The following is a 16,824-nucleotide window of genomic DNA, read 5'->3' on the forward strand; positions in this document are numbered from 1 at the left end:
TTGAGCAATGTCCCGATTTACCGCCTCGGCCTGATGTGGGTGCTGGGGGCGGGCCTGGCGGTGCCGTTGATGGCCGCACCGCTGGACGAAGCGCTCAAGCCCCTGCCGGCCATTGCGGTACTTGACCCGGCCAAAGTCGAACTGGGCCGCCAACTGTTCAATGAGCCACGGCTGTCGGTCAACAACACGCTGTCCTGCGCCAGCTGTCACCACCTGGAAACCAGTGGTGCCGATGACAAAGCCTTCTCCCTGGGCTTTGACGGCAAGCCGGTGTCCCTCAACACGCCCACCGTGTTCAACGCCAGCCTTAATTTCAAGCAGTTCTGGGATGGACGGGTCAATACCCTGCAAGCGCAGGTCGAACACGTAGTAATCAGTCCGGTGGAAATGGGCAGTGACTGGAAAACCGTGGTGCAGAACCTGTCCGCCCTGCCCGTCTACCAGAACGCGTTCAAGCAGGCGTACGCCGACGGCGTCACCGCCGCCAATGTGCAAGACGCCCTGGCCACCTATGAGCGTACGCTGCTGACCCCCAACTCGCGGTTTGACCAGTACCTGCTGGGTAATACCGAGATTTTGACGATCCAGGAAAAGTACGGCTACCAGCGCTTCAAGGACTACGGGTGCATCGCCTGCCACCAGGGGGTGAATATCGGCGGCAACATGTTCCAGAAATTCGGCGTGATGGGCGACTATTTCAAGGCCCGCGGCAACCCGCTGGAATCGGACCTGGGCCGCTATCTGGTGACCCAGGATGAAGAAGACCGGCATGTGTTCAAGGTACCCAGCCTGCGCAATGTGGCGGTCACCGCGCCGTACTTCCACGACGCCTCGGCCAAGACCCTGGAGGAGGCCGTCGACGTGATGTTCAAATACCAGCTGGGACGCACGCCGAGCCAGGAAGACAAGGACCTGATCATCCAGTTCCTCAAGACCTTGACCGGCGAATGGGCGGGCAAGCCACTATGAGCCGCTCGTCACGCGTGTCACGACGCCGCATCAGCCAGATGCTCTTGGGCTTGATAACCCTGCTGCTGGTTTCGACGCTGGTGTTTCTGTACCTCAAGTCCTCCCGCGACCAGACGGCCAGTTATACCCAGTCACGGGACCTGATCCGCCAGCTCCAGCAGCTCAATGCCCAGTGGGACAGCGAAGTGCTCAAGGCGCGAATTGCGATTACCCACAACTACGATCCTCTGGTCACGCCGCTGGCGGAAATGACGCGTCTATGGGCTGACCTGCAGAGCCGCGACACCTATCACAATCCGGTCGACCTGCCGCGTTGGCGCAGCAGTCAGGAAGCCTATCAGGCCGCCATCCAGGAAAAAGCGCGATTGGTGGACCAGTTCAAATCCCACAACGCGGTATTGCGCAACTCCCTGGCCTTTCTGCCGACGGCCGAAGACGATATCCAGGCCCAATTCAATGAAATTGACGATGAAGGCCGGCTGCGCCTGCAAGGCGTGGCCACCGACACCTACGACCTGCTGCTCAGCAGCCTGGAGTTTGCCCAGGTTACCAGCGACGAGCGCGCTGCCGATATCCTGGTAGGTCTGGGCAAGCTGGCGATCAACAAGGAGAGCCTGCCCAGCGACTTCCAGGCGCCGGTGGAGATCCTCAGCAATCACATCTCGCTGATCCTGCGCGAGCAACCGCTGGTCAACAGCCTGCTTGAGCGGATTGCCGCAGTTCCGGTAGCCGAACGCCTGGACGAGCTGACCACCCACCTCAACCAGGACCAGCAAATGGCCGATCTGGTTGATCATCAATACCATCGCTACCTGTTGGTATTCTCGACCTTGCTGGTGGTGTTGCTGCTCTACCTGGCGATGCGCCTGCTGCGCAGTTTCGCCGAGATCAACCGGGTCAATCGCGCCTTGCAGGCGGCCAACGAAACCCTGGAGCAACGGGTGGAACGCCGCACCCAACAGCTCAAGGATGCCCAGAGCGAACTGATGGACAGCGCCCGCCAGGCCGGCATGGCCGAGATCGCCACCAACGTGCTGCACAATGTCGGCAACGTGCTCAACAGCGTGAATATCTCCGCCGACCTGGTCACGCGCACATTGCGCAACAGCAAGGCCCAGGGCCTGGGCAAGGCCATGCAATTGCTCAACGAGCACCCCGACGACCTGGCTACCTTTCTTACAGAGGATGCCAAAGGCAAATTGCTGCCGGGCTATTTGAACCAACTGGTGGACGCGATTGCACTTGAACAGCAAGGCATGGCCGACGAGCTGACGCAATTGAGCAAGAGCGTCGACCACATCAAGGACATCGTCTCGACCCAACAGTCCTATGCGGGGGCTTCATCATTGCTCGAACCCGTCGACATCGGTGCCCTGATGGACGACGCCTTGCGCATGAACGCCGGCGCCCTGAGCCGTCATCACGTCACCGTGGTCAAGGAGTACGCGCAGGTGCCGCAGATTCTCGGCGACAAGCACCGGCTGCTGCTGATCATGGTCAACCTGATCAGCAACGCCAAGTACGCCATGACCGGCCTCAGCGACCGGCCACGCCAGATGACCCTGACGGTGCTGCCGGGGGCTGACGACACCTTGAAGATCAGCGTGAAGGATGACGGCGAAGGGATACCGCCCGAAAACATGATCCGGATCTTCACCCACGGCTTTACCACGCGCAAGGAAGGCCATGGCTTCGGCCTGCACAGCTGCGCCCTGGCAGCCGTGGAAATGAATGGCCAGCTCAGCGCCCACAGCGACGGGCCGGGCCGTGGTGCTGTGTTTACCTTGACCATCCCTCTCACTCACGCCGGAACAACCCCATGAACAAACCGCCCAACCGGCGCGTCCTGCTGATTGATGACACGCCGTCCATCCATGACGATTTTCGCAAGATCCTGATGCCGGCGGTGGAATCCAACCAAGCGTTGGACGCTATGGAGTCAGCCCTGTTTGGTGAAACCGCCAAACCTCAGGCCCAGGCGTTCGAGCTGCATTCGGCCTATGGCGGCGAAGAAGGCCTGGGCTTGCTGACCACCGCCATGGCCGAAAAACGCCCCTATGCCTTGGCCTTTGTCGACATGCGCATGCCCCAGGGCTGGGACGGTGCCCGCACGATTGAAGAATTGTGGAAAGTCGCCCCCGACCTGCAAGTGGTGGTGTGTACCGCGTACTCCGATTACTCCTGGGAAGACCTGCTGTTTCGCCTGCATGCCCACGAGCGCTTGCTGATCCTGAAAAAACCCTTCGACAACATTGAAGTCCAGCAAATGGCCAACACCCTGGCCAACAAATGGGACATGGCCCGCCGTGCCTCCCTGCAAACCGAGCAGCTGGAGCAACTGGTGGCACAGCGCACCCAGGCGCTGCAACTGGAAATCGACGAGCGCAAGCTGTTGGAAAGCCAACTGGTGCAATCGGAGAAACTCGCCTCATTGGGGCAACTCGCAGCCGGAGTCGCCCATGAGATCAACAACCCGGTAGGCTTCATTTCCTCCAACCTCAGTACCCTCGACAGTTACTTCAATCGACTGCAGCAGATGCTCGAGGCCTACCAGCACAGCGAAGCGTTCATTACGGCGCAGGACCAGCGCGATCAACTCCTGGCACTGCGCACGACGCTGGAGTTGGACTTTCTCAGGGAGGACATTCCGATCCTGATACGCGAATCCAAGGAGGGCATTGGCCGCGTGGTACAGATCGTCAAGGACCTGAAGAATTTCTCACGAGTGGATAACGACCAGACCTGGCAGTTCGCCAACTTGCAGCACGGCATCGATTCAACATTGAATATTGTCGCCAGCGAACTCAAGTACAAGGCCGACGTGATCAAGCACTATGCGCCCTTGCCAGACATCGAATGCCTGGTCTCGCAGCTCAACCAGGTAGTGATGAACCTGGTGATCAACGCAGCCCAAGCCATGGGCCCGGAGCGTGGCACCATTACCATCAGCAACGGCGTGGAAGGCGAGAACGTCTGGCTGGAAGTGGCAGACAACGGCTGTGGGATTGCGCCTGAAACCGTGCAGAAGATCTTCGACCCGTTTTTCACCACCAAGCCGGTGGGCGAAGGTACGGGGTTGGGGCTGTCACTGTCCTATGGCATCGTCAAGAAACACCGCGGCGATATTTGCGTCAGCAGTGAACTGGGCAAGGGCACGACCTTTCGGGTAGTACTGCCGATTCGGCAGACGGCGGCGTAGGGCACGCCGCCGAATCGTGCTCAAGCGTCAGCCTTTTTTGGACTCGAACCAAAGGATGCAAAGCGCTTGTTGAACCCGGCAATCCGGCCTTCGGCCTGGGTCTTGCGCTGCTGGCCGGTGTAAATCGGGTGCGACGCGCTGGACACGTCCAACGGGATGTAGGGATAGGTGTTGCCATCGCTGTGTTTGTGGGTGCGGTCGCTGTCGGCGGTGGAGCCGATCAGGAAGAACACATCGGCGGCAGTGTCGTGGAACAGCACGGTGCGATAGTCAGGGTGGATACCAGCTTTCATAAGGCCTCCGGGGCGTCTGGGTGTAATTTGAGTGTTATACAGTAACACAAGAAAACACACCCAAACGAGAACCTATTGCAATATTGGTAGACCGCAAAGCTCTAAGGGCTCCCTGGAACCTGTGACCCACGAAACCCGCAGGCCCGTTTCTGCCCGTCAAACGCCGGGGTCCAAGCCGATTTCATGGGAGCCCCCAGCCGCTTGACCCGACGGCCTTAACTGCGCACAGCATCCAATGCTGACTTGACCACCTGCGGCGTGGACTCGTTGTTGCGCACCGTATCGGCATAGCCTTGGGCGATGCCCTTGAAGTCACCACTCACAGCGCTGGCAAGGGCCTTATCGAAACCATCAGCTCGGGTTTTGTCAAAACCGGCCTTGGCCCCCTCGATAGCCCCGCCTATCCCCGGTTCCGAGTTGCTGATCCCATTGAAAACATTGCTGAGACCCGGGATGAACCAGGTTTTCTTTCCAACTTCACCCGCGAACCACTGCAGGTCACTTTTGACCGTACCGTCCTTCTTGACATAGTTGTCTTTGGTCGAATCCAGGCGGTGGTCATCGCGCAGTGCGGTATAACCCTGCTCCGTAAAGTCCTTCCACATGCCTGCCGGCGTACCACGCCTGGCATCGCCGCTGCTGGTGATACCTTCGAGTTCGCCATTATCGTGAGCTTTGCCACGATGTTCACCGTTAGCCGATAAGGATGTATCAATGTAGTTGAGCACCCGCGCGGCGTTGAATGCGGCATCGGCTCGTGCCTCCGGGTCTTTGTTGTTAATCGTCCAGTCCCCCAAACGTCGGTAGGCCCATTCACGATTGATATCTTTCTGATGACCAAGGTTCTTGAGGATCGGATTGTCGGCGATGATCTGTTCCGCGGAACGGTTATCACCCGAAGGGCGGCCCGTGGCGAAATTCGGTTTTCGCCGCACATCCTGTTCGGGCTTCTCGATACCTTCCATCAGTTTGCGCTCTTGGGCGATATGCGCAGCAGCCATTTCCTCATGATCATCGGCTAAGTAATCCAAAGCGTTAAAGATACTTCCACTAGCACCAACATTGCTCAATGTAGTCATACAAAAATCACTTGTTCTAGTCGTTATAAACTCCGTCTTGAAAAATGCGTCCTTGGCCTACCAGCGCGATCTGGTCACACCCAGATGCCGAACCAGGTGCCTAAAGAGTGGTAACGCTGCAGTCATCGGTTCCTCTATGACGTTGATAGATATTTTTTACTGTACAAAGATTCGCACGCACAAATACGCGACGGGAAGATCAACCTTGTCCGTGCTTTATCGACAGGCGCAGAATGGGTAATCGACCTTCAGAGTTGAAACCAAGGAAAACCGTATGAGTCTGTCTTTGTTAAGCCGTTACGCCTTCTTTGCCGTGTGCGTCATTTTCACCCTCGCCAGCCTCCCTTTTATCGAACATGAATGGCTGTGGCCCATCACCCTGGTCACCGGCATCCTCAGCCTGATCGGTATTTTCGACCTGCTGCAAAGCCCCCACGCGGTGCGCCGCAACTACCCGATCCTGGGCAATATCCGTTACCTGGTGGAAGGTATCCGCCCGGAAATCCGCCAGTACCTGCTGGAGTCCGACAGCGACGCCCTGCCCTTCTCCCGGGCACAGCGTTCACTGGTGTACTCGCGTGCCAAGAACGAAACGGCGGACAAGCCCTTCGGCACCTTGATTGACGTGTACCAGTCGGGCTTCGAATTTATCGGCCACTCCATGCGCCCGGCGCCGTTGAGTGACCCCAGTGCCTTTCGCGTGATGGTCGGCGGCCCACAGTGCACGCAGCCGTACTCGGCGTCGGTGTTCAATATCTCGGCGATGAGCTTTGGCTCGTTGAGTGCCAACGCGATTCGCGCCCTCAACCAGGGCGCCAAGCTCGGCAATTTTGCCCATGACACCGGTGAAGGCAGCATCAGCCCCTACCATCGCGAAAACGGCGGCGACCTGACCTGGGAACTGGGCAGCGGGTACTTCGGCTGCCGCACCAGCGACGGTCGTTTTGACCCGGAACGCTTCGCCGTGCAGGCGCAGAACCCGCAAGTGCGCATGATTGAAATCAAGATGAGCCAGGGCGCGAAGCCCGGCCATGGCGGGATTCTGCCCAAGCACAAGGTCACCCAGGAAATCGCTGATACCCGCGGCATCATGATGGGCGAAGACTGCATCTCGCCATCGCGGCACAGTGCGTTTTCCACGCCAATCGAGCTGATGCAGTTCATCGCCCAGTTGCGTGAACTGTCCGGCGGCAAGCCGGTAGGCTTCAAGTTCTGCCTGGGCCACCCATGGGAATTCATGGGCATCGCCAAGGCCATGCTCGAAACCGGCATCCTCCCGGACTTTATCGTGGTCGATGGCAAGGAAGGCGGCACCGGCGCCGCGCCGGTGGAGTTCACCGACCATATCGGCGTGCCGCTGCGTGAGGGCCTGCTGTTTGTGCACAACACCCTGGTGGGGCTGAACCTGCGCGACAAGATCAAGCTTGGCGCCAGCGGCAAGATCGTCAGCGCCTTCGATATCGCCAGCGTCCTGGCCATCGGCGCCGACTGGGCCAACTCGGCGCGCGGCTTCATGTTCGCCATCGGCTGCATCCAGTCGCAAAGCTGCCACACCAACAAATGTCCGACCGGCGTCGCCACCCAGGACCCACTGCGCCAACGCGCCCTGGTGGTGCCAGACAAAGCCCAGCGCGTGTTCAACTTCCACCGCAACACCCTGCACGCCTTGGCGGAAATGCTCGCCGCTGCCGGCCTGGATCATCCCTCGCAGTTGTCGGCCAAGCACCTGGTGCGGCGCATGTCGGCGACCGAGATCAAGCTGTTCTCGCAGTTGCATGTGTTCTTGAAACCCGGTGAATTGCTCACCGGCGAAGTGAACGGTGAGTTCTATTCACGCATGTGGCAAATGGCACGAGCGGATAGTTTTGAACCCCATGAAGTCGCCGCTGCCTGAGGACGCCCGCCATGTTGAAAGTCATCGCCGAGGATTTCATCCGGCCTGAACACCTGGAGACTGTGCGCCCGTGGTACGCAGAACTGGTGGAAAAAACCCGCCAGGAACCGCTGTGCATCGCCTACGATCTGTTCGTTGACCAGAAAGACCCGGGACACTTTATTTTTATCGAACAATGGCCCGATCAGGCGGCGCTGGATGCGCACTGCCAGACCGAGCACTTCAAACGGTTGGTGCCGCAGATCAACGCCTATCAGGCCGAGCCGTGCAGGTTCTTGTTGATGGACGCTTTCTGAAAATACCCATTTGCCCGCTGAACCGGACCACCGACGGCATCGTTGAAAACAAGGAGACTCACATGCCGTTATTGGACTTCGTCGCCATCGCCGAGCAATTGCCTGAAAGCTGGAAATCCACCGGCCTGGGCCATGTCGGCTCAGCGCGGATCAAGGTGTTACGCATGGATGGGCAGGCGTATGAAGAAGAAACCCATGATTACAACGAAGGACTGCTGGTAGTCAGCGGCCTGTTGCGCTTGAGCATCGCCGACAAGGAGATCCGAGTGGGTGCCGGCCAGATGTACCTTGTCGAAGCGGGTACTGCTCATGCCGTGCTGCCCGGTAGCGAAGGCACGCTGGTCATCATTGATGTCTAGAGACATCCAGTAATATCCACCCTTTGCATTTGCTTACAAATACCGCCAACCTGCGCCCGCCCGATGTGCGGCGTACGACAACCCGCGCACTCACCTATCGTCATTCAACAACTTGTTCAAGAGCCCGCTGCCATGCTGAACGGACGCGACCCGCGCATCGATTTTTTTCGGGGCCTGGCGTTGATCTTCATTTTCTGGGATCACGTGCCCCACAACCCGCTCGGCTTGATCACCTTGCGTAACTTCGGCTTCAGCGACGCGGCGGAAGTCTTCGTATTTCTCGCCGGCTTCGCCTCGGTACTGGCCTACGGAAAAGTCCTGCAGCGCGAGGGCTACTGGATGGCCTGCCTGAAGATCCTGCGGCGCACCTGGGTGCTGTACGTGGTGCATATCTTCCTGCTGGCACTGTTGATGGGCATTGTGTTCTTCGCCAACAGCCATGTGGAAACCCGTGACCTGGTGGCGGAGATGGGCCTGACGCACTTCGTCACCCACCCGCAGCAGGCGCTGACCGATGAGCTGCTGCTGCGCTTCAAGCCCAACCTGATGGACCCGTTGCCGCTGTACATCGTCTTGCTTGCCGGTTTGTCCGTGGTGCTGCCACTGATGGTGCGCGCTACCTGGGCGGTGGTGGGCGTTTCGCTGGTGGTGTACCTGCTGGCACCGTGGATGGGCTGGAACCTGCGGGCGATCGCCGATGGCGTGTGGTATTTCAATCCCGTCACCTGGCAATTGCTGTTTGTGCTGGGAGGCGCCGCGGCGATCTACAGCCAGCGCACCCGAGAGCCAGAGAAGCGCCCCTTGCAGCGTCAGCCGCTGTTTGTCGCAGCGGCGCTGTACGTGCTGGTGGCTGGCGTGATCACGCTGTCGTGGCTCTGGCCTGAAGTCCATGACGCAGTGATGCCGGCCGCGCTCAGCAACCTGCTGTACCCCATCAGCAAGACCGACCTGTCGCCGGTGCGCCTTGTGCATTTCCTTGCCCTGGCCTATGTCACCGCCAAGCTGCTGCCCGAACGGGGCTGGACGCAAAACCCGCTGGCCGAGCGCGTCTGCCAGATGGGCCGCTATTCACTCGAGGTATTTTGCCTGGGTGTGGTGCTGGCGCCGCTGGCAGATATGCTCAATGCCCTGGCGGGTGACGCCATGGCCATGCAGTTGCTCACCGCCCTGGTCGGCGTGGTGCTGATGTCGGCCCTCGCAGCCTGGCTGGAGTTCAACAAACGCCTCAATCAGGCGCCGCGCGAAACGACGCAAAATAGGTAACCGCCGGCACCCACCAAGTGCTTCCTTCTGCCTTCCACCTTACGGTGAAAGGAACAGCACTTGGCTACCCATCTACTGCTCAACGGACTGTCGGATAACCTGCAGCCCCCGACTTCACTCGACGTGATGTCAATGAGGATTGCGCATCAACGAGCATCGCTGGTTGGACTCATAGGCATGGCTTTTCGACGTCCCAAGAGTGTAATCAAGTAGGCGACGGAGTCGGCGTTGTTGAGCACTACAATGATGCGTTTCAACGGATCACTGCGGAAAGCTCGCCGGGCATCGCTGAGGGTTTGCGTGCCCGTGGCGGCGAGCAGCCGGTTGAGAACAGGCGCCGTTGACGTGCCCTGGGCTGGATCTGCTTTGAGACCGGTGGCGATGTCCACAACCTGGAACAATTCAGGGGTCGGGGTATTGAGCGACAGTCGCGAAAGCTGGCGGTTTTCGAGCACCCGTTTAGTGCTGATGCCGTCATGGGTCTGAGGGTCAATCAAGTCATGGAAGGGATGGGTGGAATGCACGTAGGCCAAGTCCAAGGTCTCACATTCGTGATGAGAGATTTCGTGAATGAGCGTCGTCGCACGCGCATGAACGTTGACATAAAACGGTTTGATCAACAGACGACTGTATTTCAAGCCTGGGTTAAAAAAAGACTCGGTCAGGTACAGCAATTGAAGAGGGTCAGGGACGATCGTGAAGGCCATCACTTTATAAGTGCCCGTGAGCGCCGGCATTCGTGAGCGGCCGATGACAAATCGTGTTGAGTTCGGCGAGGTCAATGAGGGCTCCAGTAACGCGTTGCACACCTTGTCGACGACCTCCTGGATTTTTTCAAGTTGCTGGACCTCGAGAACCTGCAAGCCAAAAAACAGTTTGATCTGTTTGGCCAGTTCAGTCTCGGCATGGGGTGTTTGCAGGAGCAGGCGTACGTTCTCCTGGGCGTTCCTGGCATAGAACGTCGCCATTGCCAGTGCCTCGGTGATCATCAATGATTCTTGCGCGTAAAGCGCGCGGATATCGCGCATGCCAATGGCCAATATATTCATATTGGGCCGTGCAAAGGGCTCCGAGTAGAAGCGATTGGTCAATCGTGCAACCGCTCTGCGGCCGGTCAGCAATGGGTCACTGCTACTGAGCATCCACTGTTGTCGCGTGTTGCTATGCACCAAGGGGCCAATTTCTGCATCGCCGGTAATGTGCCAACCCAGGCCGAGCTTGATAACCCGGAAGACTTTGCCTGCCACGGCTGCGTAGTAGTGATTGGAAGCGGACCGGTAAAGGTTGAGGGCGGTGTCTTTAACCAGGCTGGCCAAGGTTGGCTCAAGGACTTCGAAACGTTGTAGCCGGGTGCGTTGCGCCGCGGTTATATCCAGTGCGGGCCAGGACACCACAGCCGTTGCAGAGTCAGGAGACGCCGGGGAGCTGTCGCTTTCTGGCACGGCGGGCCTGGAGCGGCGCAGGCTGGCCATCAGGGCAACGCCTGCGATGAAATGCCCAAGTGCCTCATGCCAGTTTTGGCTTTGCAGGTCATCGGCACTGTCTTTGAACAGCTTGAAGCTCTGCCAGACGATCAGGGGGTAAGCCAACTTACCCGGAATGAACGCGCTGGCAGCCTGTACACCCGCTGAAAACACGGCCTTGACCGTCTCCCAGGAGGCCTGCGCATTGGCTTTTTTCTGGCAACCCAGCAAGCGCGTCAGCAGCTCGGTATTATCGAAGTACAGCTGTTTGAACAGCGGCACGTTGATGGCGTTGTAGGCCAGTTTTACCCCTGTGCCTTGGAGGGCGTCTGTCAGCGTGGCCTGGTCGACTGCCGGGACCACCTGCAACACCCAACTCTTCAAGGCGCCTGGCGATGTCAGTTCAGCAACGAGCCCGGCCTCATCCGGATATTCCTTGAGGGTGTGGCCAGGGCTATAAGGCGCATAGAGAACTAGAGGCGTCTTGTCAGCACCGGCACGACTGATCAAGTACACCCCAGGCACCTTGAGGATGTTTTTCCCGGCATCGATCAGCACTTGCAGCGCACAGATGCTGGCACTGGCATCCACTACGTTCGCTCGGGCAGTCGCATCCGGCATATCCATGATCTGCTGGATAAGCCCGAAGGTCGTTGGTGACAGCTGGCCTTGCAATGTCAGGCTGTGAGCGTATTGCATCAGTTGCCAAGGCAATTGCTTGGCGAACCGCGTAGAGCGTTGCACGAAGTCCGGACTGGCGGCGCCCAGGCGTAACTCGATGTAAGTCCTATAGGCCTCGTTGATCTTCAGCGCCTTGATGCGATTGCCCAGTGTCTGCGAGTCCAGGGTGGCGGGCAGCGTCGTTGCGCCGGTACCGGCAAAGAATGGCACCTCATCGTTCCAATATGATTGATGACTCAGTGCATACTCCAGCAGCGACTGGTTACGGGCAGGCGTATTGCCCTGAGCCGGCAGGCCCACTTCGATTTCATCCGGGGTTACGCTGTTGCGGTCATCCAACGCCGCCAGCAATGCGCTGAGCCGGTTGCGCGTGAACTGAGCCAGCGAGTCAATCCCGTGCAGGAAATCGCGGTTGTCGCTGACATTATTTCGATACTGCTCTAACAGTTCGGCATAGAGCTGTTGATCGACGGCACTGGCTTGGCCCAACCACTGCAGGCCATGCTGCACGATCATGGACCGGACCATGTCCGTGGCTCGTCGCACATTGGTGGGCGCCAGGTTTCGCGTGACTCGAACCTGCCACAGCTTACGCAGCTGCTGGGCCGACAGCTGCATCGAGAGAATTTGCGCCAGTTCAAGGTCTTTTTGCCCGGCATAGGTTCGTTGCACATGTTCAACGAGGTTGTCTTCGATCAGCTCAAGGGAACTGAGTGCATAGGTCGGATAGGACTGCCAGTCCGCTCGGGCCAGATTCTCCAGAAAAACCTGACGTTCGGCCGGATCTGCCAGGCGTTGATCCACCGCGGCTTTAAACTGGCTTAATGAACGGAAACCTTCCAGCCCCAACGCAGGCGTCCATAACAGAATGCGCCCCGAATATCGCGGGTCCAGCCCGCCGCGCTCGGTCAACACGAAACAGTTATTGAGAGCCTGCGAGGTCGTTTGCCCAATGATCTTCACCTTCATGTAAAACGCATCAGGACGGAACCCGTTGACACTCAGGCGCAGGTCCCGGGCGTAGATCCCCAGCACACTCGAGAGCACTTCGTAGTCGGTCGGTAACAAAGCGTTGTTCCAGAGCCTGAGCTGCATTTGCGCGATCAGGCCCATCTCCATGGCTTTTCTCAGCACCGGCTCCATGTTGGGGTACAGGCTGTGGGTCCGACGCAAATACTGGGTAAAACCACCCATGGCCGTTTCGATCAGGTGATTGAAGGTCTTGACCTCCAAGCCGGAGATTTTGGTGGCCGCGTTGTCAGGTGCGGTTGAATAGAGCTGGGTGTCCGGCGAGTCGGTAAGTGGGCCTGCTTCACCACATAAGCGCGCCAGGAAATGCTCGACCATGCTGCTCGATGACACTAGCTGAGGTCGTTCGGTGGCACTCGAGGGACGGCTGTAATACCGCACCGACAGGCACGCAGCCTGCAGGTGCGCAAGCTTGAGGCTGTGCAGTTTGGTATTCAGATAAGTAATGGCCGAGCGTTCCAGCGAAGGTCGCGAAGATCGTTGCTGCTCGATTTCGGCAGCGACATTTTCGAGCAAATGCACCGTGGTGCGCATCGCCAGGAGCGTTGGTGGAATCCTCGGTTGCAGCGCACTCGCCGTCCAGCTGGCCGCCAACTGCGTACTCCAGCGCCCCATGGGTTCGAGGGTCAATAGTGCTGGATCAACCATGCCGCGCACATCCAGCACATGGTCGACCACCGCGTCGAGGTCCAGGGTGCCCTGGCTCAGACGATACTGGTCCAGCGCATATCCAAGGTTGCGTCCTTGCTTTTGAATGATGCCTTCCAGGAGGCTTTGGAAAATGCCCCCGGTGATGGGCGCGGGGGCGATGTCGCTGGTTTGCAGGTCGGCTTCGCTGCAGCGTTCCGGCCTGGACAGATAGTTTCTCCAGGCAGTGGGATGCTGCAAGGGGTCCAGGTGACCGAGAAGGTGGGCTTTGAGTGAGTCCAGCTCGGTAAACGGTTGTAAGCCAAGATGAGGGCTATAGAGCAGCCAGAGTGATGCCTCGCCGCTTTTGTCATGGCGAATAATCAAAGTGCTGGCCAGCTCGGTCGAGGGCTGTCGCGGCCCCTCCAGCAGGGCTTTATCGATCGCCAGGGCGGGCGCGATGGTGATCGCGCCAGGGTCGGCCTTGAGCGGCAGCGCCTGCAGTTGCAGACGCTGCTCAGGCGAAATGATGCCTTGCTGTTGTTGATCCAGCAGGGCGATGAGAAACCCATGGAACATCGCTTGAATAAACAACTGCTGTCGCGTCATTCCGGTCGAAGCCGGTTGCTGCCAGAACAACTTGGGCTGTTGCAGCATGTATGCGCTGAGCCCCTGGGCCAGCCCTTGGACTGAGGTTTCCCAGCGCAACTGATCATCGGCGCCCTGAGTCAACCGCTGGGGGTTGGAGTAATGGCGGGTTTCTCCTCTTGGCCAGCCATTGGCGACGAAATACATCAGCACGGTTTCATGCAGGGAACGCATGGTGGTGTGTCGGGACGCTGGCGTCTCGGTGCCACCCGAGAAGCCGGAAGTATCGACGTGGGTGCTCTGCACTTGCGTCTGGCGCTGGTCGATACCTGCGAAGGACTGGGCCATTTGTGCGGCGATGTATTCATCCAGCAAAGACGTGAAACTGGGTAGTTCGAGCAGTTCCTCGCGCAACAGGCGGGCATTTTCAAGCCGGTTGTTGGCAAGGGTCGCTTGCTGTGCTTCAAAGACAGCCCCAGCCACGGTTTGGGTGGAAATACTCAGGCTCGTCTCCGACGCCAGCTGCGCTTGCTGGGCAATGGACAGGTAATCAAGCAACGGTTGGCGCTGCACCGGATCCTTCAGCCAGGTTGCCAATTGGGTATTGAGCGCCCCACGGCTTTCCAGCTTTTCCAGGCCTCGAGCAGGTGTGTAGAGAAATACCCCTGCGCCTGGGGCGGGGCTCATGACAAACGCGCCCGCCAGTTCAATCGGCTGTTTATCGGGTACGCTCAGGTGCAGGGTTTGCACATGCATCGGCGCTTTTTGTGCCTGGCGCAAGGCATCAGTGGCCAGATAGACAGTGTCGAGCCAGTCGAGGTCCTGGAGCGTGAAGTGGCGCGTGCTTTGGCGCGCGGTCAGTTGTGTACGGTCGGTCTGGGTTTCGCGGAAAAAATACGGAAGGTTATCGCTAGCCATCAAGTGCGCTCCATGCAGGCCTGGCTGCTGGATGAACAGCCATGAGTGATCCGGGAGGATCACTCTGGCAGTTCAGGCTTGCACCGATGCGCTATATATACAACGAAGCGTCATGCCTTGGAGTGCTCGGCGCAGGAGTCGCCTTCACCCCGAAAAAGCGCCAGTGACTTTAACAATGTGCCGGTGTCCCCTTGAGTGATGAACGCTTCACGAAAGGCTTTCCCGGTCTCCGGGTTGAACAGCCCGTCACGCTCGAACCGTTCAAATGCCTGCCTGGCCAGGACACCCGACCACCTGTAGGAGTAGGCGTTGGCACCGTAGTCGATAAGCTGTTCAAAGCTATTGAGTGGACGAGCGCCAGCCGGCCATTGCAAATGCCCGACTTGCGCGTTGCATTGGCTGAAAACCTCATGGGGTGTGCGTCCGTCACCGTGAGTGCGGTGCAACTCGAAGTCGACCAGGCTTGTGAGCAAAACCCTGGCGGTTTCCTGACTGGTCTGGGTGTGAATCAACCGGCTGATTTTGGTGGCCATGTCGTCAGGCAGAGGTTCTCCCGTCTGGAAATGGCTCGAGAGCCAGATCAGGAACGAGGGTGTAAAGCAGAACTGCTCCAAGACCTGACTGACGAACTCCGACGCGTCACGGCTCAGTTGTTCAATACTGGAGATTGCCCGGTAAGGCGCCGAGGTCAACAGGTGCTGCAGGCAGTGGCCGAACTCGTGTAGCAAGACCCGCAGCTGTAAATGACCCATCAAGCAAGGATGGGTCTTGGTCGGGGCCGGCATCTGGGTACGCAGCACCGCCATGGGCAGTTTTGGTCGTCCTTCAGCTGTCATTCGATGGCTTCGTAGACTGGATGTGAAGCCAAACCCCGCCGCCTCACTGCGGCGATAAGGGTCAATGAACAAATGCCCGATCGGTTCTGCGTACTCTCTGAGCTCAAATACCCGCACATCCGGGTGCCAGGTATCGACCGTGGCCTGTTCGATCAAATCGACGCCGAACAGAGTCTTGGCGAACGCGCATAGCCTTTGCAGTACCCACTCAAATGGAAAGTAGTTGCCCACGGTTTGCTGGGAGATGCCCGCCAGATCCTGACGGATTTTTTCCGCGAAATAATCGTGGTCCCAGGGCTCCAACACATCGATACCGCGTTGCGCGGCATAGTTTTGCAGTTGCTGTGCCTCGTGGGTAAACGTTGTGCGTGCCAGGTCGATCTGTTGGTGAATAAATGCGCTGACCTGCTCCGTCGTGCCTGCCATCTGCTCCACCAGTGCCAGTTGGGCGAAATTGGCATGACCCAGCAGCTGCGCTTTCTGATGACGACTATAGAGCAGCGCTGTCAGCACCTGTTCATTGTCATTGGCAATCGCATCCGGGCCGCGGTCCACTGCACGGCTGTAGTAAGCGAGCATGATTTCCTTACGCAAGCCTCGATGATCGGCGTATGTCATCACCTCGCGAAAGGACTGCTCCGACAGGGTCAATAACCAGCCTTGCAGACCGGCCGCCGTAGCCGCGGCCGCCATGCGTGCCTGAGCTGAATCAGGCAATCCGCTCAACAATGACGCGTCCAGGATGTGCTTGCGCCATGCATCGTTTGCGTTTTTCACGCGGTCCAGGAATGCCTGGCTGAAGACGTCGATGTCTTGGTTCAACGCACTGAGCTGTAGCTGCTTGTCCGGTGACAGCTCAAGGCCGGCCACGCGGTACTTGCGCAGCTTTTTTTGCAGCGCGCCTTGGCGTTGCTCACTGAACAGCGCGGCGATCGGGCTGGCGGCCAGTTGTCGGTGAAGCCGATACAGGTCGCTATTGCCTGCCAGCTCGGCTTTGCACTGGGTTGCCATCGCTTGACTACGCGTTGATGCCTGCTGCCAGGCCCACCCTTGGGGGACGGAGTCAAGCAGCGTAAGGACATGCACAAAACCCTCCAGGCGCGCTTCCAGTTCATCCACGGCCAGCACCAGGTCATCCCAGGTGGGAAAGGCTGCCTGACTGGCAATAATCGAAGCGGTGGCACTGCGGCACTCGGTGATGATCTGCTGAATGGCGGGCAGCAGGTGGTGCGCCTGGATCGCTGAAAACGGCGGCCGATCATAGGGCAGCAGCAGGGGATTAGTGTCGGGCATGGGGTCACTCTTAAAAAATGGCAGTCGAAGCAGCCAG

The 16,824-nt window shown here is 58.7% G+C and carries 11 protein-coding genes; 7 read left to right on the forward strand and 4 right to left on the reverse strand.

The features are described 5' to 3' along the window. The 3 genes from NMB39_RS23185 to NMB39_RS23195 are packed head-to-tail and all read left to right on the forward strand — an operon-like array spanning window position 1 to window position 4,168. Window positions 1-969: a cytochrome-c peroxidase gene (locus tag NMB39_RS23185; RefSeq protein WP_494340017.1), complete on the forward strand. Its 969-nt coding sequence runs from the start codon at window positions 1-3 to the stop codon at window positions 967-969. Further along, complete coding sequence (locus NMB39_RS23190; RefSeq protein ID WP_464005741.1) at window positions 966-2,792, forward strand: DAHL domain-containing protein; 1,827 nt, start codon at window positions 966-968, stop codon at window positions 2,790-2,792. Before NMB39_RS23185 ends, NMB39_RS23190 begins: the two co-directional genes overlap by 4 nt. Beyond that, window positions 2,789-4,168 carry an ATP-binding protein gene (locus NMB39_RS23195; protein WP_057021423.1) on the forward strand — a complete coding sequence of 460 codons (1,380 nt, stop codon included), beginning with the start codon at window positions 2,789-2,791 and terminating at the stop codon, window positions 4,166-4,168. Before NMB39_RS23190 ends, NMB39_RS23195 begins: the two co-directional genes overlap by 4 nt. Window positions 4,169-4,188: 20 nt before the next feature. On the opposite strand, the gene NMB39_RS23200 is transcribed toward NMB39_RS23195, so the two are convergent. After that, on the reverse strand, window positions 4,189-4,461 hold the full coding sequence (locus NMB39_RS23200) for a type B 50S ribosomal protein L31 (RefSeq protein WP_016970719.1): 273 nt from the start codon (window positions 4,459-4,461) through the stop codon (window positions 4,189-4,191). A 215-nt stretch (window positions 4,462-4,676) separates the two neighbouring features. Next, window positions 4,677-5,540: a hypothetical protein gene (locus NMB39_RS23205; protein WP_494340016.1), complete on the reverse strand. Its 864-nt coding sequence runs from the start codon at window positions 5,538-5,540 to the stop codon at window positions 4,677-4,679. A 274-nt stretch (window positions 5,541-5,814) separates the two neighbouring features. Between NMB39_RS23205 and NMB39_RS23210 the strand changes: the two genes are divergently transcribed. The 4 genes from NMB39_RS23210 (at window position 5,815) to NMB39_RS23225 (ending at window position 9,352) form a co-directional block, all read left to right on the forward strand. Next, the gene (locus tag NMB39_RS23210; RefSeq protein ID WP_043050135.1) at window positions 5,815-7,434 is read left to right on the forward strand and encodes an FMN-binding glutamate synthase family protein; all 1,620 of its coding nucleotides are present in this window, start codon (window positions 5,815-5,817) and stop codon (window positions 7,432-7,434) included. Between the two features lie 11 nt (window positions 7,435-7,445). Then, window positions 7,446-7,730 carry a putative quinol monooxygenase gene (locus NMB39_RS23215; RefSeq protein ID WP_198720513.1) on the forward strand — a complete coding sequence of 95 codons (285 nt, stop codon included), beginning with the start codon at window positions 7,446-7,448 and terminating at the stop codon, window positions 7,728-7,730. A 62-nt stretch (window positions 7,731-7,792) separates the two neighbouring features. Next, the gene (locus NMB39_RS23220) at window positions 7,793-8,089 is read left to right on the forward strand and encodes a cupin domain-containing protein (protein ID WP_494340015.1); all 297 of its coding nucleotides are present in this window, start codon (window positions 7,793-7,795) and stop codon (window positions 8,087-8,089) included. 132 nt (window positions 8,090-8,221) lie between these two features. Further along, window positions 8,222-9,352 (forward strand): OpgC family protein, encoded by a 1,131-nt coding sequence (locus NMB39_RS23225; protein WP_306957200.1) that lies wholly within the window; start codon window positions 8,222-8,224, stop codon window positions 9,350-9,352. A gap of 146 nt (window positions 9,353-9,498) precedes the next feature. On the opposite strand, the gene NMB39_RS23230 is transcribed toward NMB39_RS23225, so the two are convergent. Together NMB39_RS23230 and NMB39_RS23235 are read right to left on the reverse strand one after the other, a co-directional pair. Then, window positions 9,499-14,658 (reverse strand): dermonecrotic toxin domain-containing protein, encoded by a 5,160-nt coding sequence (locus NMB39_RS23230; RefSeq protein ID WP_494340014.1) that lies wholly within the window; start codon window positions 14,656-14,658, stop codon window positions 9,499-9,501. A gap of 110 nt (window positions 14,659-14,768) precedes the next feature. Beyond that, window positions 14,769-16,787 carry a M3 family metallopeptidase gene (locus tag NMB39_RS23235; RefSeq protein WP_494340013.1) on the reverse strand — a complete coding sequence of 673 codons (2,019 nt, stop codon included), beginning with the start codon at window positions 16,785-16,787 and terminating at the stop codon, window positions 14,769-14,771. Between the last annotated feature and the right edge of the window lie 37 nt (window positions 16,788-16,824).

The organism is Pseudomonas sp. FBCC-B545, from assembly GCF_059134095.1.

Coding starts and splice junctions, on each gene's coding strand:
- NMB39_RS23215 (WP_198720513.1), top strand. CDS start 7,446: ATGTTGAAAGTCATCGCCGAGGATTTCATCCGGCCTGAACACCTGGAG.
- NMB39_RS23225 (WP_306957200.1), top strand. CDS start 8,222: ATGCTGAACGGACGCGACCCGCGCATCGATTTTTTTCGGGGCCTGGCG.
- NMB39_RS23205 (WP_494340016.1), bottom strand. CDS start 5,540: ATGACTACATTGAGCAATGTTGGTGCTAGTGGAAGTATCTTTAACGCT.
- NMB39_RS23235 (WP_494340013.1), bottom strand. CDS start 16,787: ATGCCCGACACTAATCCCCTGCTGCTGCCCTATGATCGGCCGCCGTTT.
- NMB39_RS23220 (WP_494340015.1), top strand. CDS start 7,793: ATGCCGTTATTGGACTTCGTCGCCATCGCCGAGCAATTGCCTGAAAGC.
- NMB39_RS23190 (WP_464005741.1), top strand. CDS start 966: ATGAGCCGCTCGTCACGCGTGTCACGACGCCGCATCAGCCAGATGCTC.
- NMB39_RS23210 (WP_043050135.1), top strand. CDS start 5,815: ATGAGTCTGTCTTTGTTAAGCCGTTACGCCTTCTTTGCCGTGTGCGTC.
- NMB39_RS23200 (WP_016970719.1), bottom strand. CDS start 4,461: ATGAAAGCTGGTATCCACCCTGACTATCGCACCGTGCTGTTCCACGAC.
- NMB39_RS23195 (WP_057021423.1), top strand. CDS start 2,789: ATGAACAAACCGCCCAACCGGCGCGTCCTGCTGATTGATGACACGCCG.
- NMB39_RS23230 (WP_494340014.1), bottom strand. CDS start 14,658: ATGGCTAGCGATAACCTTCCGTATTTTTTCCGCGAAACCCAGACCGAC.